This window comes from Allofrancisella guangzhouensis (assembly GCF_000815225.1).
GTDB classification, from domain to species: Bacteria; Pseudomonadota; Gammaproteobacteria; order Francisellales; family Francisellaceae; genus Francisella; species Francisella guangzhouensis.
This window is the reverse complement of record NZ_CP010427.1, coordinates 1,363,573-1,387,981: the sequence shown is the minus strand read 5'-3', so window position 1 is coordinate 1,387,981 and position 24,409 is coordinate 1,363,573. Positions and strand designations below refer to the sequence as shown.

Sequence of the window (24,409 nt, the reverse complement as noted above, 5' to 3'; positions counted from 1 at the left end):
CATTTAATAGGAGAAAATATGGATCCATTAACTCTCTCTATAGGGATAGGTTTGATTGTTGGGTTAGTTTTTGTATCACTTTTAGGTTTATCTACAGGCGGTATGGTTGTTCCAGGATACTTCGCTTTAGAAATGGGAGCTCCAGATAGAGTCATAATAACCATAATTATTTCAATAGCGATTTTTGGAATAGTTAGGTTAATGTCAAAATTTATGATCATTTATGGTAGAAGAAGAATTGCTATTACAGTACTTTTATCTTTTATATTAGGGACCATATGTAATAATATGCTAGCACAGTATATGACTTCTAGTTTTTATTTTGATGATATAAAAGTTATAGGTTACATCATACCTGGTCTTATTACCTTATCTATAGATAGACAAGGTCTTATCGAAACTATTGGTTCGTTGTTAATAGCGTCAGTTATTATTCGTTTGTTACTAATAGTATTAATTGGCCCTCAAATAGTAGGAATATAAATAATGAAAACTATGTATTGGCATCGTAAGTATTTATCACGCTATATAATATTATTTTTAAGTGCGTTCATGATTATATCTCTATATATAGTAGAGAAAAATTTAGTTATTGAGACTAAAGGTTATACTCAGAAATTACAAGCAGCAGAAGTAACAAGTCAAGCTTTCAAACTTACCCAAGATTTTTTTATCTCTAAAGGCTACTTATGTAAAGAAGTTGGCGATGTAACTTGTACTGGTTTGGTCGGCCTGTCAATGACAGAGATTACTACAGATTCTGGAGATTTATATTCTAAGAGATCTTCTGTTAATCCAAACATAGCGGCGGTATTTATCAGCTGGTTAAATGAGTTAGACCTTAAAAAAGGGGATACAGTTGCAATCCAGGAAACTGGATCATATCCTGCTTTAGATATTGCTATGTTATCAGCAATTAAAATTTTAGATCTTAAACCTTTAATTATATTTTCAGCTGGAGCATCTCAGTATGGAGCTAATAGACCTAATTTTACATGGTTAGATATTTATCATAATTTGGTAGAAAAGGGCATGTTTGATTACCCAGTTTTAGGAGTAACATTAGGAGGTTCTAGAGATAACGGTTATGGCATGACACCATCAGCAATTCTAAAATTAAATGATGCTATTAAGAGAAATGGTTATAAGACTATTAACATTCCATATAAAGATGCTACAAATATTTCTGTAGAAACGCGTTTGAAGATGTACAAAGAAGCTACTGGTGATGAAAAAATTAAAGCGTATATAAACGTTGGTGGTAACATGGCATCTATAGGACTTAAGCAAATTAAGTTAGAATCAGAGGCAGATGTTAAAGAAGAGTCTGCAAAAACTAAGCCTAACGATCAAGATGATAAATTTGTTAAACTCCATAGTTTTCCTTCTGGAGTAATCAAAGACTTACCTCCTGAATATAAAAATGTTAACTCTGTTGCTGTAAATTTCTTAAAAGAAGGGATTCCTGTAATTAATATTCGAGATATAAACTCTTCTATTATCAAGAAATATGGTTTAGCATACAACCCAGCAGGAGTTACTCCACCAGGGCAAGGAGCAGCTTTTTCACAGAAAAATTATAATACAACTTTAGCAACTATCTTACTGATAATAGACATAAGTTTAGTTGTTGGAATGGCAATAGTTTCAAGAAAATATTTAATTTCTTATAAAACAAAGTAGAGTTACAATTGCTTTGATAGTTAAATCAATTTATTATCTATGATATTCGATATATTTTTTTATTTTTAATTATGTTTTGTTTTTATGATCTTAATAAAATTATTTCTAAGTATCTTCCTGCCCAGGAACGCTTAAAAATAGTGCAAGCTTTTATCTTTGGAGCTGATGCTCATGAGACACAAGTGCGTAGTTCTGGAGAGCCATATTTTACTCACCCTGTTGCAGTAGCTTGTATTTTAGCAGAAGTAAAAATGGACGTTGACACCATTATAGCAGCATTACTTCATGATGTTGTTGAAGATACAGAACATACTCATGAAGAAATACAGAAACTTTTTGGCACGAAAGTATCAGAACTTGTTGAAGGAGTTACTAAATTAACTCAAATTAGACACAAAAATTTAGCTGAGCAGCAAGCAGAAAATTTTCGTAAAATGCTTTTGTCTGTAACAAAAGACGTTCGAGTTATATTTATTAAATTAGCTGATAGATTGCATAATATGCGTACTTTAGCACCGCTTAAGCCAGAAAAGAAAAGAAGAATTTCTCAAGAAACTTTAGATGTGTTTGCTCCTATTGCTCATAGATTAGGTATTAACACTTTAAAAGAACAGTTAGAAACTTTAGCTTTTCAGGGGATGTATCCTTATAGATATCACATTTTAGATGAAAAGGTTAAAAAAGTAGAAAAAAATAAAGAAAAAGTTTTTTATCAGGTTAAAGAAACTTTGATAGATAAGCTAGGAGATTTGGTATCTAAAGATAGTATAAAAGCACGTAAAAAGACGTTATACAGCATATATAATAAAATGCGTAAAAAGGGTGTTTCTTTTGAAGAAATAATGGATATGTACGCTTATAAAGTAATAGTTCCTAGTCGTATAGATTGCTATATAGCTTTAGGGAAAATTCATGAATTGTATAAACCAATACCTCAACGTTTTAAAGACTACATAGCGACACCTAAGGCTAATGGCTATAGATCTATTCATACAGTTGTTTTGGGACCTTATAACATTCCTTTAGAAATACAGATTAAAACGGAGCAGATGGATCGACAAGCAGAATATGGTATAGCAGCTCATTGGAGCTATAAGATAGGTGAAAAAACTGATAAAGCTATACAAAGATGGCTTAAGAAGATATCAGATATTAATGTTTATACGGCTAGCTCTGTAGAATTTTTAGAAAATGTTAAAACTGATATGTTTAATAATGATGTTTTTGTTTTTACTCCACAAGGAGAAATAGTTGAGTTGCCACAAAACTCTACATGTATAGATTTTGCTTACTATATTCATACCGATGTAGGTAATAAATGTATAGCAGCAAGAGTTAATAGAAAAATAGTTCCTCTTAATTATCGCCTTAAACAAGGTGATAATATAGAGATTGTGACTTCAGCTGTAGCTGATCCTAATCCAGTTTGGCTGGATTTTGTGGAAACTGGTAGAGCTAAGTCTGCAATTAAAGATTTTTTGAAGCAGCAATATAAAAATATTAATTATATAAGTGGTAAAGAGCTTGTTGAAGGTAAATTACAAAAACATGATATTAATATTAAGAGCATTCCTAATGAAATTATTCATGGAGCTTTATTTAATTATGAAGGTATAGAAACTGTCAATAGGTTTTATTTAGATACAGGTTTAGGATTAATAGACCCTAGCAACTTTATTGAGTTTATAGTTAAATATATAGACGATCTTCAGCACGCATATAGTAAACCATCAACGTCAAAAGCGCAAATTAGATATGGTGATGACCAGCGTATAGCTGAGTGCTGTTTACCTTTACCTGGTGATGAGATAAAAGCAATAGTAACAGAAGATGGTAATATAGAGATTCATAGAGGTAGCTGTAATGAGCTATATACTATGCTTAAAAGACAAGGTATTAAACAAATACAAGCTGGCTGGTCTGTAAATAATGATGATAACCCTAGCTTTAGGGCTAGGATAGCTGTAACTTTAAAAAATATCCCAGGAGCGGTTGCTAAACTTACTACAACATTAGCTAGAGAGGGGGTAGATATTCGTAGTCTTGACATGATGTCTATTGATAATAAACAAGCTAAGCTTTCAGCTATAGTGGTAGTGCGTAATAGAAGAGAGCTTTATTTATTACTACGTTTAACTAGAAAATTGGATGTGACAATAAATGTAGAAAGAATACTAAATAAGTAAATGGTAATTATTTACTCTTATTGTATTGATATTAATAAATTATAGATTTTCTATTATAAGGATCATAAGGTTTTTGGATAATGGGATTAGATATCTTTCCTTTACAATCTCCAGTCGATATTTTTGGAGTCATACTCTTAATAATTTTTACATCAAGTCTTTTATCTAGATTTTTGAGATTACCTAATATAATTAGTTTAATAATTGCCGGTGTTATAATTGGACCTTATGGTTTTAATATCCTTGACCAAAGTTTAGCAGTAACTATATTTGCAAAAACAGGTCTAATATACATTATGTTTTTAGCTGGATTTGAGCTTGATGTTACAGATTTTAGAGCTAATAAGAATAAGATTATTACTTTTGGGTTACTTACCTTTTTAATCCCTTTTATTTTAGGTTTTATAGTATTTAGTTGCTTTTTCAACTTTAGTTTTCAAGCTGCAGTTTTAACAGCGATTATATTTTCAACTCACACATTAATAGCCTATCCTCTAATAACTAATTATCCAAAGAAAAACATAATTTCAGTAGTTGTTGGTGGAACGGTAATCACAGATACTATAGTACTTTTTATATTAGCATTTTTTACTAACATAAAGCATCAATTTATTAACATTACTATATGGTCAGTGCTTTTTACTTTAGCGCTCTATTTTATAACATTTATATTAGTAATTTTTATTTTAGTTCCTTTCATTTCTAGAATCTTTTTAGATAGATTTTCAAACCAGAAAAGCTTAGTGTATATATTTGTTTTATTAATAGTTTTTGCTTCAGCAATCTTTGCAGAAAGTATAGGTATGGATATTATTATTGGAGCGTTCTTTGCTGGTTTGGTTTTGAGCAATTTCTCAAATAAAATTGAAATAGTCAAACAAGACATATATTTTATTGGCAATACACTTTTTATTCCGGTGTTCTTAATAAGCATAGGAATGATGTTTGATTATAAAATTATTTTTAAAATGGGATTTACCTTAACATTTTCTTTTATCGTGGTAGCAATATTTAGTAAATGGTTGGTCGCGAAATTGGTAAAGATTATATTTAAATTTAAAAGCGAAGATCAGATAGTTATATTTGGTTTAAGTAGCTCTCATGCTGCAGCTGCCCTGGCTGTTGCATTGATAGGTTATAATATTGGTATCCTTAATATATACATACTTAATAGTACTATACTTTTGATATTAATAAGCTGTCTGTTATCTTCATTAATTATTTCAAAAATAATGAAAAAGTATAGTTGAATAGTCAGATGATTAGAGACTAGTTCTGGCATTAAAAGCGTGTAATAAAGTTTGTTGGTCTAAGTATTCAAGTTCACCGCCAAATGGCACCCCAAATCCAATTCTAGAAATTATTATATTTTTGTCTATAATCTGCGATATGAAGTGAGCCGTGGTTTCACCTTCAACTGTAGGGCTAATTGCTAGTATAATTTCATTTATATTTCTTGATGCTATAATGCTTTCTAATAAATTTAGTTTTAACTCTTTCGGCCCTATACCATCTAGAGGGGATATTCTTCCATTTAAAATAAAGTATTTTCCTTTGAAAATATGAGCATCTTCTATGGCGACGAGATCTAACATATTTTCTACTATACATAGTTTAGAGTCATCACGCTTAGAATCACTACATATTGCACATATCTCATTCTCGGTTAGAGCTTGACAATGTTTGCAGTTAGTAATGCTGTTAGTAGCCTCTAAAAGGGACTTGGCTATAGCAATAGCTGTTTCTGGTGATTTATCTAGTAAGTGTAGAGCTAGTCGTTGTGAAGATTTTTTCCCAATAGTGGGGAGCTTGCGTAAAGATTCAATAACAGCTGTAATTTTTGGAGAGAATATTTTATTGTTCATTTGGATTAGAGCTTTTTTATTAAAATGGAAACTTAATTCCATCTGGTAGATTTATACCAACATCTTGAGCCATCTTTTGTATGTCAGTGGGAGAATTCTCTTCAACTTTTTTAACAGCACTATTCACTGCTGCTGCTATAAGGTCTTCTAGCATTTCTTTGTCTTCATTTAAAAGGCTTTGATCTATATTTACAGATTTAACATCATGTTTGCCAGTCATAACTACTTTTACTAATCCAGCTCCAGCTTCTCCAGTTACTTCCATATTTTCACGTTCTTGTTGAGCTTTTTTCATTTGCTCTTGCATCTTTTGTGCTTGTTGCATTAATTTAGACATATCAAAATTCATTTTTTAATCCTTAAATAGTTGCTTAGTGTAAAACTTCTTTAATATATTCCAATATCTGTTCACTAGAGTTCTTTATCAATGTTTTTTTTGCATTATTTGATAAGGTTATTAGTTTATCGTGATCATCCACTAAGGGTTTAATTATACTTATTAATTTTTCTAAATCCATCTGATCTTGTCTAATACAAAAGCCAGCATTATTTTTTACAATAATTTGAGCATTAAAAAACTGGTGGTCATCAACTGCAGATGGAAATGGTATAAATATAGTTGGTAACCCGGCAATAGCACATTCAGATACCGTAAGAGCGCCGGCTCGACAAATCACTAAATCTGCCCATTTATATGCTGCTGCCATATCAAATATAAACGCAGAAATTTCTTTGATGTTTTCTTGAGATATACCTGCGTAGTTAGCTTGTGTTTGATCAAATAACAAGGCTCCTGTTTGATGCCAAACTTTAATATTTATATCATGCTTTTTAGATTCTAATATTAATTTGGGTATAATATCATTTATAGCTTTTGCTCCTTGACTACCACCTAGTATTAAAAGTCTTAATTCTGGGTGAGAAAAGTTTTTTTCTATAGTATTAAGATTAAGGATATCTTTTCTGACTGGGTTACCAACGATTGTTGTTTTTGCTAATTGTTTAGGGTTGAAATAGCTTTTTATATTATCAATCTCAAATGCTAGGCATATTCTATCTGCTAATTTCGCTAAAACTCTATTTGTAAGTCCAATTTTAGCATTCTGTTCATGTATAACTACAGGAATTTTTTTTAGTTTTGCTGCTAAACACACAGGTCCAGATACATAGCCACCAAACCCTATAACTAAATCTGCTTTTGTTTCTCTTAAGATTTTGTAAGCTTTTAAGCTGCTAATAGTTAACTTTAGAGGAAAAAACAGTTTTTTTATAACATTTTTTCTTCTAATTCCAGCAGTTTTAATATATTTGATGTCAAATATGCCTGTTACTAGCTTTGCTTCCATACTGTTAGGTGTTCCAACCCAAGTTATATTAGCTCCATTTTCATTAAGAAGCTCAGCTACAGCTACAGCAGGGTAAATATGCCCGCCAGTACCACCAGCAGCAATTATGATATTTTTATTGGTTAAATTGTCCATTTTAAAATATGTGTATTTAGGTGTTTCTCAAAATTAATTTTAAAGGATTTTTGTGTTATTATCTATAGTCCAGATCATACAATACAGAAGTTGTAAATTCAAAAGCGAGGGATATATGCCTGAAATAAATAAAAACTATTTGTATACGCAAACAAATGAGTGGATTCAAATAAAAGATAATGTTGCAAGGGTGGGTGTAGATGATTATTCACAAAATGAGTTTGGAGAAATAGTTTATGTTGACTTGCCTAAATTTGGTCATCATTATGATAGAGATGAGGAAATTTGTGTTATTGAATCTGTTAAAACAGCTTCAGATATTTACTCTCCATTATCTGGCAAGGTGGTGAAAATTAATGAAAAATTAATTGATAACCCTAAATTAATAAACCGGTCTTGTTATGATGAAGGATGGATATTTGAATTAGAGTTTAGTGACCCTCAAGAAATAGATCAACTTCTTAAACCAAATGAGTATGAAAAATATATTTCAGAATAAAGTTTTGAAATTATTTATAAAATTTTGACTAAAAATAATTTAGTTATTAACAATAAGAAAAATGTTGGGTTCTAGACTAATCTACAATAGGCTTAGCCTAGATTAATCGAGTTTTTCTCTTTTTTTGCTTAGAATATTTTTTGCTTTGTTCCATTTTTTTACACGAGGTTTTAGGCTTTCTATTTTTTCATTAAAAGCTGTTTCAAGGTCAATGCTGTATAAATTAGCAACTTCTAGTAAGCTGACGAATACATCAGTTATTTCATCTTTAATTTTTACAAGATCATTAGTTTCCTCATAAATTTCTTTTTTCATTATTTCGTTAGCAAGCTCACCTATTTCTTCTGTCAGAGCAATAAAGCTAGCAAGACGTGGGTGGGTAATATCACTAAAAAGGTTAGAAATGGTTTCTTGGGCTTTTTTAATAGACATATTTACTTATTTACACTTAGTTTTATGTTATGCGTAATTTTAACACTATCTTAGGTGATGCTATATATTTATAAGTCAATAGTTTATAATCTATGACTAGATTTTTAGAAATATGAAAAGTCATGAGTGAAATAATTATAAAAACCCCAGAAGAAATAGCAAAAATGCGTGTTGCTGGGAAATTAGCAGCTGAAGTTTTAGAAATGATAACACCACACGTTAAAGAAGGAGTAACTACAGAAGAATTAGATAAAATATGCCATGATTATATAATAAATGAGCAGCAAGCTTATCCTGCACCATTGAATTATCATGGTTTTCCAAAGTCTATTTGTACCTCTATAAACCATGTTGTTTGTCATGGTATTCCTTGTGATAAAAAGCTTAAAAAAGGCGATATTGTAAATATAGATGTAACTGTAAAAAAAGACGGGTTCCATGGGGATACAAGTAAGATGTTTATAATAGGTGAGGTTTCTGTTATGGCTAAAAAGCTTGTAGAAGTTACTCATGAATGTTTGTGGAAGGGAATTGATGTAGTTAAGCCGGGTAATCATTTTGGGGATATCGGGGCTGTTATAGAAAATCATGCTAAAAAATTTGGTTACTCTATAGTAGAAGCTTTTTGTGGTCATGGTATTGGTAAAGAGTTTCATGAACCACCACATGTAATGCATCATGGTAAGATGGGAACAGGAGCAAAATTCCAAGAGGGTATGATATTTACTATCGAACCGATGATAAATATAGGTAAAAAGGCGGTATCAGTATTAAAAGATGGTTGGACAGCTGTGACAAAAGATAGATCTTTATCTGCTCAATGGGAGCATACTATATTGGTTACTAAAGATGGCTGTGAAGTATTAACTTTAAGAGAAGAAGAAAAAGTTTAATATGGCTCAAAAAGTAACTCAAAGTCTAGTGAACCAAAAATGTGATCTTTTAAAATCACAAAATGAAGAGATAACAGTTAATAAAGTTAGAAAACTTATAGGTGGAGCTATCTCAATAATTGATTTGGTAGATAAAGTTACTTTATATAAGGAAAATTACCCTAAAGCGTTAGAATTAGCTCAAGTGCAAGAGGATATAAAAAAAGAAGAGCCTAAAGATAGTCTGTTGATGTTGGTAGAAGAAACTTTAAAAGAATTCGCCATTGATAAGAAAGATTGTGTTATATCTTTGCGTAGTAAACTTACCAAATATATCGATAATGAAATTGCTACTAAAACTAAAAAAATTAGAGAAAAGCAAACGGAATTATCTAACAAAAATGATAGCCTGGAGATTTCAAATTTAATTTTAAACAAAAGATGTGTTGAGTTATTAGCTAAATATAATGAACTAAAAGACCAAACTTATGTATTAAAACAAAACTATAACTCAACAACTATTAAATATTTAGAGAAAGATAATTTTGAGAAAACTCTTTTAGCTTGGGAAGATTTCAAAGAATTAAGGGAGCAGCTTACCAGTTTAGGAGCATATTCAAAAGTAGCTGCATATGATAAAAGAGGTCATATTGTTATAAAATTTCCAGCTACTGATTTTCTAACCCAAGAGTGCCGAGCAGGTGTTAGTAGATACCTAAAGGCAAAAACAGTTTATGACTATAATGTCCAAGCTTGGGTATTATCTGAATTTGCCGATATATTTAAAACTTTAGATTTTCTTAGAAGAAATAAGTTTGTGTTTTCAAAGGAGCTTGAGACTATAGAATACCATAGAAAACAGAGTATTCTTTAGAAATATGTCAAACTAGCATACTCTAAATAGTTAATATATAATCTACTAAAAGTCAGTAATTTGATTTATTAGATGGATTTATTTTCAAGTTTAGAGAATCAACAGTCAGTAGGTGAGTTTTCAGAACAAGCCTATTTAAACTATTCTATGTATGTGATTTTAGATAGAGCATTACCTCATATCTCAGATGGTTTAAAGCCTGTGCAAAGGCGTATCATATATGCAATGAGTGAAATTGGGTTAAGCCACCTTTCTAAATATAAAAAATCTGCCCGTACAGTTGGTGATGTGCTCGGTAAATACCACCCTCACGGTGACAGTGCATGTTATGAAGCTATGGTTTTAATGGCTCAAGATTTTTCTTATAGATATCCATTTATAGATGGGCAAGGAAATTGGGGTTCTATTGATGATCCCAAATCATTTGCTGCGATGCGTTATACAGAGTCACGTTTATCAAAGTATGCGGTACTTTTACTAGATGAGCTAAAAAAAGGTACGGTTGATTGGGTTAAAAATTTTGACGGTACTTTAGATGAACCAAAACTTTTACCAGCGCAAGTACCAAATATATTATTAAATGGTGCTATGGGTATTGCTGTTGGAATGTCGACATATATCCCGCCACATAATATAACAGAAGTTATAAATGCTTGCTTATATATTTTATCTAATCCAGAAGCTAGCATAAGGGATATTTTAGGAATAATTGAAGCACCAGACTACCCAGCTGGAGCTAATATTATAAGCACCAAACAAGAGATATCAGAGGTTTATGAATCTGGTACAGGGTCTATTAGACAGCAAGCTGTGTATGATTTTGATAATGATGGAAATGTTATTATCAGAAAATTGCCACATCAAGTTTCAAGTTCTGCTATTATGGAGCAAATAGCTAACCAACTGAAACAGCAAAAGATAACATGGATTAAAAATATTCAGGATGAGTCTGATGATAAAGAGCCTGTAAAAATAGTTTTATATTCCAATACAACAAAAAAGAACATTAAAAGGCTAATGGGACACTTGTTAGCAACAACAGACCTTGAAAAAAGTTTTCGTGTAAATATGAACATGATAGGACTTGATAATCGTCCAAGAGTCAAAAATTTACTTGAAATCTTACAAGAATGGCTTGAGTATAGAAAGCAAACCTTAAGAAGAAGGTTGACTACAAGCTTGGATAAAGTATTAGCCCGTCTACATATTTTAGAGGGGCTACTAATAGCTTTTCTAAATATAGATGAGGTTATTAATATTATCAGAAATTATGATGATCCAAGCATAGAGTTACAAAATAGATTTGCTCTTTCAGAGATTCAAGCTGAAGCAATACTTAATATCAGATTACGTAAATTAGCAAAAATTGAAGAAATAGAAATTAAAAAAGAACAAAAAGAGCTAGATAAAGAGAAAGAGCTTTTAGAAGGTTATTTAAATAGTGAAACTAAATTTAAAAACCTTATGAAAAAAGAGTTTAAACAGATACTAGCTGATTTTGGAGACCAAAGACGCTCAAAAATTATAGAGGCTGAGAAAGCTCAAGCCTTAGAGGAAAAAGACCTAATTCCTAATGAAAAGGTTACAGTTTTACTTTCCAAAGCAGGTTGGGTAAGGTGTGCTAAAGGTGATAACATAGACCCTGCCGGACTTAGCTATAAGCCAGAGGATAGCCATTATCTAGCAGCATCAGGACATAGTAATGTAAAAATTATCTTTTTCTCTAAACTAGGTAAATCGTACTCTATGTATATAGATAAGTTGCCTTCAGCTAGAGGTTATGGTGAACATATTACAACTTATATTCCTTTAGACAAAGCAGATGAAATTATAGGTATTGCATTTGTAAATACAGCTTCACATTTTCTATTAGTAAACAGTAGTGGTAAAGGTTTTGTAATACCTAGTGAGGATCTTGTGGCAAATAAAGTTACAGGAAAGAATATTTTTGATGCTGATGATGTAGTGAAATTTGCTGCTTTTGACAGTAGTTTAAAAGCTTTAATCATAAGTTCGCAAGGTAGAGCTGTAATTCGAGATTTCTCAACTTTCATTGAGCTTAAGAAAGGTAAAGGTAAGTCCATAATCAAGCTTGATAAAAAAGATAAAGTAGAACATTTGGAACTGTTTGATCCAGAAAGCCAAGAAGTTATTTTAAATGCAGGTAAAAGATTTATACGTGTTGACAATAAAAATATAGACACTTATATTACTGATAAGCCCTTAGGTGGAGGAGCGCTTTTACCACAAGGATTTAGAAAAATTACTAAAATTGAAGTAGAGGAAAAATAATAAGTAGCTCTAAAAATATATATCGGAGCAGTCAACATTAAAAAATTCTGACCATTGATTTATTAAATCTTCATCAAGGTGTTTTGGAAGAGGATTATAACCACTTAACTGATTATTTTTGAGTAAATACTCAATACAGTAGTTATGGGCATAAAATATTGGATCTATATATTCAATACGAGTAGGTGATTCAAGTAAGAAATTAACAGGAGCCTTATTCGCGAAAACTCTTTGAGGAGCTATTTTGTTACCGAACTCATCTGAAGCACCCATATTAAGTAATACTATATTATTGTTAATATCTTTTTCACTAGTAATAATATTACTTAAAAGTCCTGTGACACCTGTTGCCATAACGACCATATCCGAGGTATTTATTAGTTTAATAATTTCAGTGTTATCAATATTAGCATTAATAGGTGTGAGTTTATGGTTTTTAGCATCATCAAGATATTTTGGTGAGATTTCAACAACGCTAACTTTAGCTCCAGCTTTAGCAAGGTATTTTGCAACTCCTCTACCTACTTTACCATAACCAAAAAGGACAAATTTTTTGTTTTTAAGATCGGTAACTATTTCTTGCTGGACAAGTCTTACAAAAGCTTCACCAGTGCCATACATACCTTCTAGGCATTTTGTATAAGAGTCATCAATACTAATAACAGGAGCATTGAGTTTAAGCTTTCTATAGCGTTCGGAACCAAATTGTGTAAGTTCAGTATATCCCCTAGTAACTGTTACATTAGGCATATCAATAACTTGGGCACAACAGTCCAGCGCAAAGTCGAACTGGTTGAAGATATTATTATGACTTAATTCAACGTTTGCTCCAGCTGCTGTTAATACTTCTAGGCAATCTTGCTTAGGTTCTAAACCAGGAATATTTATATGAGTTACTAAAATTTCTGCCCCAGCAAGATATAAAGACTCTAGTTTTATTAAAGTCTCTCGAGTTATTGGGATATTATGAAGAATTTTTAGACCCTTTAATGGTTTATCTTTAGCCCACTGTTCATTGAGTTTGGTAAGAAAAGGGTATTTCCCTTTATACGTGCGATTAAAGTCCTGTAGAATTTCTATGTTCATTTTTTATGTGATATATTTTTACTGATTAAACTAGAATCAAGTTTAGTCGAAATCTTCATTATGCACAAGTTACAGTAGTTTTGGTAGAAACGAATCCTTATAGCTTAATAATATAAAAAACGCAGCATAGAAAAAGTAACTAAGAAATATCTTATAAATTGGTATTGACTAACAGGGACAGTTTACATTGCCTCAAAATGTGGCTTAATTTCGCTACAAGTTTGTTTGACCATTACAGTAACGCTAATCTGACGTTCATTTAATAGACCTATTTTACAAAAAACTTATTTTATTGGCTATTTCTTGCTCTGAGTATCCTAATCCAAGTAAATTTTGTATACAATATCTACCTGAAAGAGTTAAATGCCTATGTGTACTATTTTAAATCACGTGGAGTTTATTGGAACTTTACATATCATAATAAATCACATTTGGAATCCTCTTTTGACTATTTGGTAAATTTTGAGAATACAATTTAAGAGACAAAAGGGCTTATTTATGAAAGCTAATTATAACTCGTTTGAGACATTATGCGTGCATGGTGGTGATGAAGATAATCAGCACCAATCTGTACAACCACCATTGTATTTGACTTCAGCTTTTACATTTAAAGATATTCAGCAAGCAGACGATACCTTCTCTTTTAAAAGAAAAGCCTATGTATATACGCGAGGTGGTAACCCAACAGTAAATTTATTAGAAAGACGGATGGCACTATTAGAAAGTGCTGTTGGAAGTGTAGCTTTCTCTTCTGGGATGTCGGCAGTGACAACTGTTTTATTATCTTTTTTGAGTTATGGTGATACAGTTATAGCCCATAGAAACCTATATGGTTCTACATTTTCTGCGATTGATAAACTGTTTCCAAAGTATGGTATTAAAGCAAACTTAATAGACTTAACCGATACAGCTAGCTTTGAAAAGCTAATTGATAAAACAGTAAAAGTAGTTTATTTTGAAACTCCAACAAATCCTTCATTAGAAATTATCGATATTAAAGCAATAGCTAGTATTGCAAAGAAATATGGGATAAAAGTTGTAGTTGATAATACTTTTGCCACTCCATATTTACAAAAACCTTTAACCTTAGGAGCAGATGTTGTAGTGCATAGTACAACCAAATATCTTAATGGTCACGGTGACGTTGTTGGAGGCATAGCTTGTGCAAACTCTGAGGAATACTTAGCATCGCTAAAATTTGAATATATGTGTGAACTTGGTGGGGTAATGAGCCCGTTTGATGCGTGGTTAATTCTGCGAGGGTTAAAAACGTTACCGCTAAGAGTAGAGAAACACCAGCAAAATACCCGTGAAATAGCAGAGTTTTTAAATCGCCACCCAATGATCGAGAGGGTCCTCTATCCAGGTTTTGAAAACCATCCCGGGCATAAAATAGCAACTGAGCAAATGTCTGGTTATGGTGGTATAGTTAGCTTTGAACTCAAAGGTGACTCTGATGTAGGTAGGAAGTTTATAGAGTCAGTTAAAATGATGAAGATAGCTGTGAGTTTGGGTGATACAGAGACTTTAATTCAGGTACCAGCATTAATGACTCATAGGGGTTATCCTAGAGGGGAGTTAGCAAAATTTGGCTTTAGTGAAAATACCGTCAGAATTGCAGCAGGCTTGGAAAATACTAAAGATCTAATCGATGATATTAACCAAGCGCTTGAAAGCATATTTTAAAGTGACTTTACTAAATTGTATATGGTGCAGCAATTTAGTATATCATTTAGCCTAAGTATTAAATATTAAACGATGAAATAAAATCTTATGTTTAAAAAAAAATATATAACTTTTTTTATAATAATCTTATGCAGTGTCAGTATTGCTTATAGCTTAACAAAAGACCAAATCCAATATTCTCAACAGGCACTTAAAGCTTTAGAAAAAAAAGATTATAAGTCATACTATTATCTTAAATCAAATCTTAAAGACACGAGTATTTACCCTTATTTGCAATACAAAGAGATTAGTTTAGAGCCAAGTATTTTTGATCAAGTAACTATAGATAGTTACTATAATAGTAACAAAGATACATACTGGTTATCGCAATTATCTGATAATCTTGCGACATATTATGCTAAAAATCATAATTGGGAGCTATTTGATAAATACTATAATGGTGGATTGGGCGTTGCTGGAAAATGTTGGAGTATGCAAGCACAATATGAGCAGGGAAGTAAGGAAAAAGCTTTAAATGCATATGCTCAGTTATGGCAAAATAGAGTGTATATGCCATCTAGTTGCAATGAAATGCAAAAGTATTGGGATAACTATGAGCATAAAGCTAAAGACTATATTATAAATAAAGCTTACACTTTATCTTTTGTAGGTAAATTTAAAGACGCATTATGGTTGCTAAATACTTATGTGAAAAATAATGAGGATTATGTAAATTACATTACTACTTGGAAACAAGCTACAGTAGATCCTAGTAAACTAGATAGTTTTATCTCAAAGTTTCATAAGTATAGAAATTTTAATAGCATTTTTGTAGAGATATCGAAGGGGTTGATTAAAAAAGATTTAGAAAGTTATGTTAAAGTTTGGGACAGTCTAAAAAATAAAAAGTACTTAAGTGATAAAACTAAACACCAATGTATTTCTGAAGTAGCTATAAGTTTCGCGCGTGCTCAATCACCAAAAGCTAAACAGTGGCTTGCTAAGGTAGATGAAAAATATCTAGATACTATTTTTTGGGAATGGTTACTAAGAGTAGATCTATACAATGGTGATTTTAAAGGTTATTTAAAAACTTATAGTAAACTTCCTAAGGGATCACAGCAAGATGACGCTTGGAGATATTGGCTAGCTTATAGTTATAAGCAAGTAGGCCAAGAAGAAAAAGCAAACCAAATGTTTGAGCAACTAGCTACAAAACCTTTAGAATATTATTCTTTTTTAGCAGCTGATGAGTTAGGAAAATCATATAATTATGGTGATAAACCATATGATAAATTAGATAACCAAAATATGAATATTCTGCTAAAGGACCAAACAATACAGCAGGCTGTAGATCTCTATCAGATTAAGCAGTACACAGATTCTACAGGTTTATGGAAGTGGGTTATTAGAAACAAACTAAAAAATAACCAGAAAGATGAAATAAAAAAACTAGCTCAACTAGCTGCTAATGAAAATATGTATTACGCAGCTATATTTAATATGGCAGTTATTGGTCAATATACGAATACAGATTTATTATTTCCAAAAGCTTTTATTTCTGAAGTTAATAAGAACGCAGATAAATATGCTATAGATAAAGATTTAATTTTTTCTATAATGAGAAAAGAGTCACTTTTTGATATAGAAGCAGGGTCATCAGCAGGTGCTAAAGGTTTAATGCAAGTAACTATTCCAACGGCAGAATTTATCGTTAAAAAATATAAATTAGCTTTAGTTGGAGATAAAACTGATAGTATTGATAAACAGATATTTACTCCAGAGAATAATATTAAAATTGGTACAGCAAATTTATTTTTCCTGGAAGGTCTTTTTAATAAAAATATAATTTTAAGTATAGCAGCATATAATGCTGGTCCTGGTAATGTAGCTAAATGGTTAAACACTAAAGAGGTTTCGGCTCCAATTTGGATAGAAAACATACCATTTGGTGAGACTAGACATTATGTTCGTAAAGTTTTGGTTTATATGATTGTATATAATAATTTTGTCTTTAAAGATAAGCAACAGCACATTAGTGATTTTCTTGGATCTAAATTATCACATAAGTTAAGCTTTAGATAGTTACATCCATTTAAACGTTACACCATAAAGGTAGTAGTGCACTATCAAATCCAAATGCAGTACAACGCCATTTAACACCATTGATTGTAATATCATTATTAGTAAATGGTGCGATGGTTACGTAAGGACCAAACTCATTAAAAGGAGGGTTATTTAATGGTTTTGCAGTAACTATTTGGGCATTACCTAGATTGAGTAATACTCCAGTAGTTGATGACCACTCAGAGGTGCTATCAGATAAAAAATCTTTTCTAGCTGCTTGAATATAGGGAGTTAGTTGAGGCTCATCAATAGTTGTTGCTCCATAGATGCTATATATTTCATTAACAGCTCTCATATATTGGCCTAGTTGCTCATTCATGGCTATTTGGACTTCTGCTTTAAGTATATGGTTTTGGTAAATGGGTGTAGCTAAGGTTGCAAGAATAGCTATTACAGCAATAGCTATCATAAGCTCAAGCAACGAAAAACCATTATTGAATTTTGCCTTTATTCTAAAATTTTTGTAGAGATTGTTAACCATAATTGAAATCTTGAGTTTCTAAAAGTAATAATATAAGCCTCTATGTTTATTTATAAGCTGCTTAAAACTATACATAAATTCTATCATGATTTTATAACTTTTTTATAGTAACATTTATAGTTAAATTTATTTATAAAAAATGTTCACAATGATTTCTCATCTTAGAGTTCATACGGGATTCTCTATTATTGATAGTACAGTTAGGCTAAATGAGCTTTTTGAAGTGGCCAAACAAAAAAATATAGTTGCTTTAGCTTTGACTGATGTATGTAATTTATTCGCTGCAGTTAAGTTTTACAAACAAGCCTTAAAAACAGGGGTTAAACCAATATTTGGTGTTGAGCTAAAAATTGATACAGATATTGGGATATGTGATTTAGTGCTACTAGCTGAAAATAACCAAGGGTATCAAAATATAGTTAATCTTATTTCAAAAGCATATCAAGAGGCTGATAGGGCTGGCTCGATCCCTCTGGTGCCTAAAGACTGGCTCAAGCAGATGGATTTAAAGTACACTATTTGTCTAAATGGCGGTCAAAATGGTGAGTTAGGTAAAGCTATACTTTCAAAAGATTTTAATAAAATTTCAGAAGTTGCAGCAGAGTATGTTAGTCTTTTTGGTAAAGATAATTATTTTATAGAAATTCATAAATTAGGCTATGAAAATGAGAGCTTATATAATCAAAAAGCTTTGGAGTTAGCTAATGAAAAGCATTTGTTTGCTATAGCTACTAACCTAACAGTATTTATGGATTCGCAAGATTATGATATTCATGAAATTAGAGCTTGTATTAATGAAAAAACAACTATCTTGGATGAGACTAGAAAATCTAGGTTTACACAAGAGCAGTATTTAAAATCATCAAGTGAAATGTATGAAGTTTTTGGTGATTTACCAGTATTACTAACCAATACTTTAGTTATAGCAAAGCGTTGTAATGTTACATTTGAGCTTGGTAAGCCGTCATTACCTACTGTTGGTATCCCCGAGGGTTTAACAGAGAAGCGATACTTTACGAAAATATGCTATCAAGGATTAGAAAAACGTCTAGAAAAAATATTATCACTTAAGTCAGCAGATAAGCATGAACAGATAATTAAAATTTATAAAGAAAGACTACAAAGAGAAATTGATATCATCTGTGATATGGGTTTTCCAGGATATTTTCTTATAGTTGAAGATTTTATACGTTGGGCAAAAGAAAATGATATTCCTGTAGGTCCTGGTCGTGGTTCGGGAGCTGGATCTTTGGTAGCTTATTCCTTATCAATTACAGACATAGATCCTTTACCTTATGGGTTACTTTTTGAAAGGTTCTTAAATCCGGAAAGAGTCTCAATGCCTGACTTTGATATTGACTTTTGTATCCAAGGTAGAGATAGAGTAATCAAATATGTTGAACAAAAGTATGGTAAGGAAAGTGTAGCCCAAATTATTACGTATGGGACAATGGCTGCTAAAGGTGTTGTGCGTGATGTAGTAAGAGTTATGGGACAAAGCTTTGGTTTTGGTGATAGGATAGCTAAACTTATTCCAGAGACACCTGGCACGACTTTTAAAAAAATCCTTCATAAAGGCGAGCCTTTATACGAGGAAATGAAATTTGATGATGATATTGCAGAAATAGTTGAAAAAGCCCAAAAACTAGAAGGTTTACCACGTAGTTTAGGTAAGCATGCGGCTGGTATTGTTATATCACCAACAATGATTTCAGATTTTGCACCTATATACTGCGAGGACAAAGGTGGAGATATTGTTACTCAGTTTGACAAAGGCGATGTAGAAGATGTTGGTTTAGTTAAATTTGATTTTTTAGGTTTAAAAAACTTAACGATAATAAATAATACTGTTAAAAGTATTAATGCTAAGAAAAAAGATAATGAACTTTTAATAAATATCTCTGATATTCCTTTAGATGATAAACAAACCTATAAACTTTTGCAAGCTGGCAATACTACAGGAATATTCCAGCTTGAATCACAGGGAATGCGTCAGATAGTTAAAGATCTTGGTACTTCAAATTTTGAGGAAATTATTGCACTAGTTGCATTGTATCGACCAGGGCCTATGGAGAATATCCCAACATTTATAGACCGAAAACATGGACGTAAGCGGATTTCTTATTTACATCCTTTACTTGAGGAGGTCCTTAAGGAAACTTACGGTATACCAGTTTACCAAGAGCAAGTAATGCAAATGGCCCAGAAATTAGCTGGCTATACTCTTGGGGCTGCAGACCTTTTACGTAAAGCAATGGGTAAAAAGAAACCAGAGGAAATGGAGCAACAACGTAAAATTTTTAAAGAAGGAGCTAAAAAATATAATAATATTGATTCTGGTTTAGCTGATGAAATATTTGGTCAAATGGAGGCTTTTGCTGGTTATGGTTTTAATAAATCTCATGCTGCTGCATATGCTTTAATAGCTTACCAAACAGCTTGGTTAAAAGCTCACTACCCTGATGAGTATATGGCTGCCCTTATGTCTGGTGATATGGCTAATACTGATCAGTTGGTGAAGTTCATTCTAGACTGTAAAAACATCGATATATCCGTCCAAGCACCTAATGTAAACACTAGTGTATATGATTGTATTGCTATTTCAAAAGGTACAATATTACTTGGTTTGGGTGCTATAAAAGGTCTTGGTGGTGAGGCTATCAAAAGTATTCTTACAGAGAGGCAGTTAGCAGGTAACTTTAGTTCAATTTTTGATTTATGTCGTAGAGTAGACTTGCGTAAAGTTAATAAAAAAGCTCTTGAAGCATTATGCTTTGCTGGTGCTATAAATGGTATTTCAAAAAACAGAGCTACAGCTTTTAATTCTGTTGAAAAAGCTATAAAAAATGCTGGGTATGTAAATGATATGAATGCTGCTGGCCAAGATGACTTATTTGGCTTTACAGAACAAGAGAGTGACACAGATTCTGAATTTGAAAAAGAATGTTTCACAGAAGAATGGAGCTTGAGAGAGTTACTAATAAATGAAAAAAAAGCTTTGGGTATGTATTTTAGTGGGCATATTCTTGATGAAGAAAGCCATTGGCGTAATCATGTAAGCTTTAGTGATCTTGAAAAAATTCAGCGCTCCAACATGGATGGAAATTCAGTTAGGATCATCGCAAGTATGATAACTCCAGCTATTAGAAGAAAGACTAAAACTGGTAGGGTTTTGTATATTATTAATATTGATGATGAGTTTGACAGGGTAGATTGTTTAGTTAGCGAAGCTATATTTGCATCTGTCAAAGATAGTATAAATGTTGATGATATCGTTGTAGTAGAAGGTAAAGTTAGCCGAGATATACAACGAGAGAGAAATAAATTAAGCGTTGATAAAGTCCAACCAATTTCTCAATACATCGACGAAAATTTTAACAAAGTGAAGTTGACATTAAAATGTGAAAATGTAAACCCTACTAATTTAATAAAAGTCCTTAATAACTTTAAAAACAATATTAGTTCTCATAATGATCAAAAATCAAATATTTTAGAGATAGCTGTATCTTTAGATGGAGTAGAAGCTAGTTTTGATACTTTACAGAAGCCTTTCTCAATATATGAGTTTGTTAATGATATTAGTAAATTAATTCCAGAAGGTAGTATAGTTAGTTTGGGGTAGTGTTATACCAATTCAAAGACATTTATAGTCATATGTTATATACTATATTTATTGATAAGAATAGTATATATTTTCAATGGCAAGACCTATCAAATTCCCCTTAGATTTTTATGAATATAATTATGTTGAACTTTCTAAAAAAGAGTCTAATGCTAAAAATAAGATCAGACTATTAGCTATGGCCCACATAAAAGAAGGAATGAGTATCCAAGAGACTGGTAAAGCTCTTAAAACCCCATGGAAAACCATCCAAAGCTGGCTGTGGGATTTTAGAAAAGAAGGTCTTTCTGGATTATATGTTAAAACTACAAAACATAAGCCTGCTAAGATAACAAAAGAAATTAGAGACTGGATCAGTGACTTTATGGAAAAGCTGTATAGCAATAGTGTTGGAGGTAGTATAACAGGAGTTGAGCTACATATTGTAGTTCAGCAACATTTCAATGTGAAATGCTGTTTGCAAACTATTTATAATACGCTACATAGCATAGGTTTAAGCTGGATAAGTTGTAGATCAAAACATCCTAAGTCTGATAAAGAAGTTCAAGAATTATATAAAAAAACTTTGCAAATTATGTCAGAGAATTAGTAGATGATTATATTGATCTGTCGATAGTAGATATATGGCAACAAGATGAGACTAGAGCTGGACACCAAGGTAGCTTAACAAGAATATGGGCTTTGAAAGGAACTAGGCCTCGTAAAGTCAAACAAAAGCAGTTTGTATCCAGTTATATTTACGCAGCAGGATGTGCTGCTACAGGAGACAGCTTTGGACTAATACTTCCTGAAACTAACACTCAGTCTATGCAGATATTTTTAGACTGATTATCAAAACATATTGATAAAGGTAGGCATGTGGCATTGATAGTAGATAATGCTGGTTGGCACACATCTAGAAACCTAAAAATACCAGAGAACATAACTTTGATACCATTACCTGCATATTCTCCTGAGCTAAACTCAATGGAGCAGGTATGGCAATGGATAAAGAGACATTTCCTTTCGAATATGTGCTTTAAAAGCTATGATGAAATAGTTGATAAATTACAGCAAGCTTGGAATGCTTTCTCAAATAATACTAAACTCGTTAAATCTATATGTACTAGAGATTGGAATGTATGTCTTAATTTATAGTGGGATTGGTATAACACCTGTAAGTCTACGAAATCCTTCTGGTGATTCATCTTTAATCTGCTCAAACTTCATCAATATCATTCCAATAAAAATAAAAAGTTTAACCAATTAAGTAGGTTATGCAAGAGGTCCGTTATATCTAGACTAATTCGAATTATAATTTCCTATCTGGTCCAAAAGTTGCTTTCTAACATGAGTTTTATTTATTAACTCACCGTTAATTTTATGAAAAATGTTATGAAGAAAAACCATGAATATCTCTTTATTATAATCATCAGACTTATTTTCATGATAAAAATGATACATTTTCATCATCAAACGTGTCATGCTCGAGTTAGGGTTAACTCCGATTCTTTTAAATAAACCGCCAGACTTTTCATAACCCTCTTTTTGTAAAGCATAGCTTTTAAATTCAAATATCAGTTTTTTTTGGAGAATAAATAAATTTTCTTCTTCATGTATTGCACTTAATTGATTTATTAATATATTGGTTCTATTTATACCAAAATTAGACGATAGAAAACTACTTTTCTGCTTTTTATATGCTTGATATTTTTCCATTGATCTAACAATATTTACAATGAAATTATGAATTTTTAGCTTAAATCTATAGGAAATAATCTCCTCTTGTACATTAGGTCTGCTTAGTTGATCTATAAATTTTTCACGTTTTTTCCTGAAATATTTACCTATAGTTTTAGAAGCGTTATCAAGAGATGTAAGGCGAGAGTATCCAGGGTCATTCCAACTATATAGACAAAAATTATCTTGTCCTGAAGAAAAACATTTATCTAAATGTTCTTTATAGTAGTTATGATAATATTTGGGAATGTCAACTTTTAAAGTTTTTTCACACTCTGTTATAATTTCATAAAATATTAATTGTTGATAACTTACCCAAGGAGCAGTACCGTCTTGAAAAGCAGGTGCATTATTATATTTAACATCTTTAAATAATTCTTTATTTGCCATCCTATATTTAAGGTGGCTTTTCTCCTTAAAAGCTATTAAGTGCTTTTTATACTTTTCCTCTTTAAAAAGAGATTTATTGAAATCAATATAATCATTTGATTTATAAAAAGTTTGCATATGTCTTATTTCTTCTTGGATATAATGAAAGTAAATAGCTGATTCTTTCCTGCAAGTTGCTATTAAAGAATTTAATCCATCACTCTTTCCCATAAAAAATAATATTTCACTTTCAAGCCTATAGCAACCAGAATATTCTCTTCCTTTAGCTAAAAAATTTATAGTAGAAATTTTTGACATCTTTTGTAATTCATCTGGATTAGGTAAAGTTTTTAGACCAGGATTAACATCCATATCTAGATATATACCAGGGTATTTATTTAAAGTAAGCATCCTTGCTATATCAGAAGCAAATGCATATTGCTCGCTCTCTATGAAAAGCATATAAAGTCTAAGTAAATAATCAGATTTTTCTGTACCTATAATTTCATCAAAATTTCTGATTTCTATAGGATATATCTTACACAGCTTTTCTTGTTTTTGATCATCTAAAACACTTTTATATGTAAAGTTATCTAACCATAATATTAAAATATAATTGAGGTTATTCCTAAAAATTACCCTCCCCCAGTTTCTAATATTCACTCTTATTTTTTTAGGTATTCTTTTGCCAGCCCAAAAAAAGTTTATGTAATACTTCAATTTATATATTGTTTTAATAAATTTATATATATATTTAAGCATATTTTATAGAGTTAATCTATTACTATTGCTAGATTGTAGTCTCAACGTTTATGCTGATTCAGAAACGTACCTCGTTAGAAGCTAAATAATTGAAAATTTCTGGTATAAAATGAAGAGAGTGTAAAGCTATAGATAGAAATTGATATTAAAAAGAAAATCTAACAAATTAATTTGACTTCTACTTAAATAAGGGTATTATAGTATCCACTGACGATAATAGCAGTCTGGAACCACCTGATCCCATTTCGAACTCAGAAGTGAAATGGACTAACGCCGATGATAGTCTGGCATTTGCCCAGGTGAAAGTAGGTAATCGTCAGGACTTTTTCAAATTTGATATCATTTCATAATAGTCTATTCATGGCTATTGCTGGATTTTAAAATGTTTTTCAAC

The 24,409-nt window shown here is 31.4% G+C and carries 21 protein-coding genes and 1 rRNA gene; 15 read left to right on the top strand and 7 right to left on the bottom strand.

Features of this window, described 5'->3' with window-relative positions:
• Positions 1-18 precede the first annotated feature (18 nt).
• The 4 genes from pgsC (at position 19) to SD28_RS06485 (ending at position 5,119) form a co-directional block, all read left to right on the top strand.
• Positions 19-483: a poly-gamma-glutamate biosynthesis protein PgsC gene (pgsC, locus tag SD28_RS06500; protein WP_039125233.1), complete on the top strand. Its 465-nt coding sequence runs from the start codon at positions 19-21 to the stop codon at positions 481-483.
• Positions 484-486: 3 nt separating this feature from the next.
• Positions 487-1,683 (top strand): poly-gamma-glutamate system protein, encoded by a 1,197-nt coding sequence (gene pgsW / locus SD28_RS06495; protein ID WP_039125231.1) that lies wholly within the window; start codon positions 487-489, stop codon positions 1,681-1,683.
• A gap of 71 nt (positions 1,684-1,754) precedes the next feature.
• Positions 1,755-3,869: a RelA/SpoT family protein gene (locus SD28_RS06490; protein ID WP_039125229.1), complete on the top strand. Its 2,115-nt coding sequence runs from the start codon at positions 1,755-1,757 to the stop codon at positions 3,867-3,869.
• Positions 3,870-3,949: 80 nt separating this feature from the next.
• Positions 3,950-5,119: a cation:proton antiporter gene (locus SD28_RS06485; protein WP_052251890.1), complete on the top strand. Its 1,170-nt coding sequence runs from the start codon at positions 3,950-3,952 to the stop codon at positions 5,117-5,119.
• A gap of 12 nt (positions 5,120-5,131) precedes the next feature.
• Here SD28_RS06485 and recR read toward each other — a convergent pair whose 3' ends face one another.
• The 3 genes from recR to murG are packed head-to-tail and all read right to left on the bottom strand — an operon-like array spanning position 5,132 to position 7,215.
• Positions 5,132-5,734 carry a recombination mediator RecR gene (gene recR / locus SD28_RS06480; protein ID WP_039125858.1) on the bottom strand — a complete coding sequence of 201 codons (603 nt, stop codon included), beginning with the start codon at positions 5,732-5,734 and terminating at the stop codon, positions 5,132-5,134.
• A gap of 19 nt (positions 5,735-5,753) precedes the next feature.
• Entirely contained in the window at positions 5,754-6,083 is a 330-nt protein-coding gene (locus SD28_RS06475) for a YbaB/EbfC family nucleoid-associated protein (RefSeq protein WP_039125227.1), read from the bottom strand.
• 22 nt (positions 6,084-6,105) lie between these two features.
• Positions 6,106-7,215 carry an undecaprenyldiphospho-muramoylpentapeptide beta-N-acetylglucosaminyltransferase gene (murG, locus tag SD28_RS06470; protein ID WP_039125225.1) on the bottom strand — a complete coding sequence of 370 codons (1,110 nt, stop codon included), beginning with the start codon at positions 7,213-7,215 and terminating at the stop codon, positions 6,106-6,108.
• 115 nt (positions 7,216-7,330) lie between these two features.
• On the opposite strand from murG, the gene gcvH reads away from it, so the two are divergent.
• Positions 7,331-7,714, top strand: coding sequence for a glycine cleavage system protein GcvH (gene gcvH / locus SD28_RS06465; RefSeq protein WP_039125223.1), 384 nt, complete (start codon positions 7,331-7,333; stop codon positions 7,712-7,714).
• 102 nt (positions 7,715-7,816) lie between these two features.
• Here gcvH and SD28_RS06460 read toward each other — a convergent pair whose 3' ends face one another.
• The gene (locus tag SD28_RS06460; RefSeq protein WP_039125221.1) at positions 7,817-8,146 is read right to left on the bottom strand and encodes a MazG nucleotide pyrophosphohydrolase domain-containing protein; all 330 of its coding nucleotides are present in this window, start codon (positions 8,144-8,146) and stop codon (positions 7,817-7,819) included.
• A gap of 122 nt (positions 8,147-8,268) precedes the next feature.
• Here SD28_RS06460 and map point away from each other — a divergent pair, with 122 nt between their 5' ends.
• The 3 genes from map to parC all read left to right on the top strand — a co-directional run bounded on the left by map (position 8,269) and on the right by parC (position 12,184).
• Positions 8,269-9,039 (top strand): type I methionyl aminopeptidase, encoded by a 771-nt coding sequence (gene map / locus SD28_RS06455; RefSeq protein WP_039125219.1) that lies wholly within the window; start codon positions 8,269-8,271, stop codon positions 9,037-9,039.
• A 1-nt stretch (position 9,040) separates the two neighbouring features.
• Positions 9,041-9,892: a hypothetical protein gene (locus SD28_RS06450; RefSeq protein ID WP_039125217.1), complete on the top strand. Its 852-nt coding sequence runs from the start codon at positions 9,041-9,043 to the stop codon at positions 9,890-9,892.
• 72 nt (positions 9,893-9,964) lie between these two features.
• Positions 9,965-12,184 carry a DNA topoisomerase IV subunit A gene (gene parC / locus SD28_RS06445; RefSeq protein ID WP_039125215.1) on the top strand — a complete coding sequence of 740 codons (2,220 nt, stop codon included), beginning with the start codon at positions 9,965-9,967 and terminating at the stop codon, positions 12,182-12,184.
• A 9-nt stretch (positions 12,185-12,193) separates the two neighbouring features.
• Here parC and SD28_RS06440 read toward each other — a convergent pair whose 3' ends face one another.
• Positions 12,194-13,270 (bottom strand): NAD-binding protein, encoded by a 1,077-nt coding sequence (locus tag SD28_RS06440; protein WP_039125213.1) that lies wholly within the window; start codon positions 13,268-13,270, stop codon positions 12,194-12,196.
• A 498-nt stretch (positions 13,271-13,768) separates the two neighbouring features.
• Here SD28_RS06440 and SD28_RS06435 point away from each other — a divergent pair, with 498 nt between their 5' ends.
• Positions 13,769-14,956: a trans-sulfuration enzyme family protein gene (locus SD28_RS06435; protein WP_039125211.1), complete on the top strand. Its 1,188-nt coding sequence runs from the start codon at positions 13,769-13,771 to the stop codon at positions 14,954-14,956.
• Positions 14,957-15,043: 87 nt separating this feature from the next.
• On the top strand, positions 15,044-17,020 hold the full coding sequence (locus SD28_RS06430) for a lytic transglycosylase domain-containing protein (RefSeq protein ID WP_039125209.1): 1,977 nt from the start codon (positions 15,044-15,046) through the stop codon (positions 17,018-17,020).
• A gap of 10 nt (positions 17,021-17,030) precedes the next feature.
• Here the strand turns inward: SD28_RS06430 and SD28_RS08210 are convergent, their stop codons facing one another.
• Positions 17,031-17,543: a prepilin-type N-terminal cleavage/methylation domain-containing protein gene (locus SD28_RS08210; protein ID WP_084593839.1), complete on the bottom strand. Its 513-nt coding sequence runs from the start codon at positions 17,541-17,543 to the stop codon at positions 17,031-17,033.
• Positions 17,544-17,691: 148 nt separating this feature from the next.
• Between SD28_RS08210 and dnaE the strand changes: the two genes are divergently transcribed.
• The 4 genes from dnaE (at position 17,692) to SD28_RS07940 (ending at position 22,302) form a co-directional block, all read left to right on the top strand.
• The gene (gene dnaE / locus SD28_RS06420) at positions 17,692-21,165 is read left to right on the top strand and encodes a DNA polymerase III subunit alpha (RefSeq protein WP_052251889.1); all 3,474 of its coding nucleotides are present in this window, start codon (positions 17,692-17,694) and stop codon (positions 21,163-21,165) included.
• 76 nt (positions 21,166-21,241) lie between these two features.
• Positions 21,242-21,754, top strand: coding sequence for a helix-turn-helix domain-containing protein (locus tag SD28_RS06415; RefSeq protein WP_039125205.1), 513 nt, complete (start codon positions 21,242-21,244; stop codon positions 21,752-21,754).
• A 92-nt stretch (positions 21,755-21,846) separates the two neighbouring features.
• A complete protein-coding gene (locus SD28_RS08110; RefSeq protein ID WP_157698638.1) occupies positions 21,847-21,993 on the top strand; it encodes a hypothetical protein in 147 nt (48 codons plus the stop codon).
• Between the two features lie 30 nt (positions 21,994-22,023).
• Positions 22,024-22,302 carry a transposase gene (locus tag SD28_RS07940; RefSeq protein ID WP_052251888.1) on the top strand — a complete coding sequence of 93 codons (279 nt, stop codon included), beginning with the start codon at positions 22,024-22,026 and terminating at the stop codon, positions 22,300-22,302.
• Between the two features lie 144 nt (positions 22,303-22,446).
• On the opposite strand, the gene SD28_RS06405 is transcribed toward SD28_RS07940, so the two are convergent.
• Positions 22,447-23,916, bottom strand: coding sequence for a glycosyltransferase (locus tag SD28_RS06405; RefSeq protein ID WP_157698637.1), 1,470 nt, complete (start codon positions 23,914-23,916; stop codon positions 22,447-22,449).
• 305 nt (positions 23,917-24,221) lie between these two features.
• Here SD28_RS06405 and rrf point away from each other — a divergent pair.
• Positions 24,222-24,337, top strand: a 5S ribosomal RNA gene (rrf, locus tag SD28_RS06400).
• Positions 24,338-24,409 lie beyond the last annotated feature (72 nt).

What these genes read in the sequence shown, in the direction of transcription:
- pgsC (WP_039125233.1), top strand. Translation starts at nt 19, where the DNA reads ATGGATCCATTAACTCTCTCTATAGGGATAGGTTTGATTGTTGGGTTA.
- pgsW (WP_039125231.1), top strand. Translation starts at nt 487, where the DNA reads ATGAAAACTATGTATTGGCATCGTAAGTATTTATCACGCTATATAATA.
- SD28_RS06490 (WP_039125229.1), top strand. Translation starts at nt 1,755, where the DNA reads ATGTTTTGTTTTTATGATCTTAATAAAATTATTTCTAAGTATCTTCCT.
- SD28_RS06485 (WP_052251890.1), top strand. Translation starts at nt 3,950, where the DNA reads ATGGGATTAGATATCTTTCCTTTACAATCTCCAGTCGATATTTTTGGA.
- recR (WP_039125858.1), bottom strand. Translation starts at nt 5,734, where the DNA reads ATGAACAATAAAATATTCTCTCCAAAAATTACAGCTGTTATTGAATCT.
- SD28_RS06475 (WP_039125227.1), bottom strand. Translation starts at nt 6,083, where the DNA reads ATGAATTTTGATATGTCTAAATTAATGCAACAAGCACAAAAGATGCAA.
- murG (WP_039125225.1), bottom strand. Translation starts at nt 7,215, where the DNA reads ATGGACAATTTAACCAATAAAAATATCATAATTGCTGCTGGTGGTACT.
- gcvH (WP_039125223.1), top strand. Translation starts at nt 7,331, where the DNA reads ATGCCTGAAATAAATAAAAACTATTTGTATACGCAAACAAATGAGTGG.
- SD28_RS06460 (WP_039125221.1), bottom strand. Translation starts at nt 8,146, where the DNA reads ATGTCTATTAAAAAAGCCCAAGAAACCATTTCTAACCTTTTTAGTGAT.
- map (WP_039125219.1), top strand. Translation starts at nt 8,269, where the DNA reads ATGAGTGAAATAATTATAAAAACCCCAGAAGAAATAGCAAAAATGCGT.
- SD28_RS06450 (WP_039125217.1), top strand. Translation starts at nt 9,041, where the DNA reads ATGGCTCAAAAAGTAACTCAAAGTCTAGTGAACCAAAAATGTGATCTT.
- parC (WP_039125215.1), top strand. Translation starts at nt 9,965, where the DNA reads ATGGATTTATTTTCAAGTTTAGAGAATCAACAGTCAGTAGGTGAGTTT.
- SD28_RS06440 (WP_039125213.1), bottom strand. Translation starts at nt 13,270, where the DNA reads ATGAACATAGAAATTCTACAGGACTTTAATCGCACGTATAAAGGGAAA.
- SD28_RS06435 (WP_039125211.1), top strand. Translation starts at nt 13,769, where the DNA reads ATGAAAGCTAATTATAACTCGTTTGAGACATTATGCGTGCATGGTGGT.
- SD28_RS06430 (WP_039125209.1), top strand. Translation starts at nt 15,044, where the DNA reads ATGTTTAAAAAAAAATATATAACTTTTTTTATAATAATCTTATGCAGT.
- SD28_RS08210 (WP_084593839.1), bottom strand. Translation starts at nt 17,543, where the DNA reads ATGGTTAACAATCTCTACAAAAATTTTAGAATAAAGGCAAAATTCAAT.
- dnaE (WP_052251889.1), top strand. Translation starts at nt 17,692, where the DNA reads ATGATTTCTCATCTTAGAGTTCATACGGGATTCTCTATTATTGATAGT.
- SD28_RS06415 (WP_039125205.1), top strand. Translation starts at nt 21,242, where the DNA reads ATGGCAAGACCTATCAAATTCCCCTTAGATTTTTATGAATATAATTAT.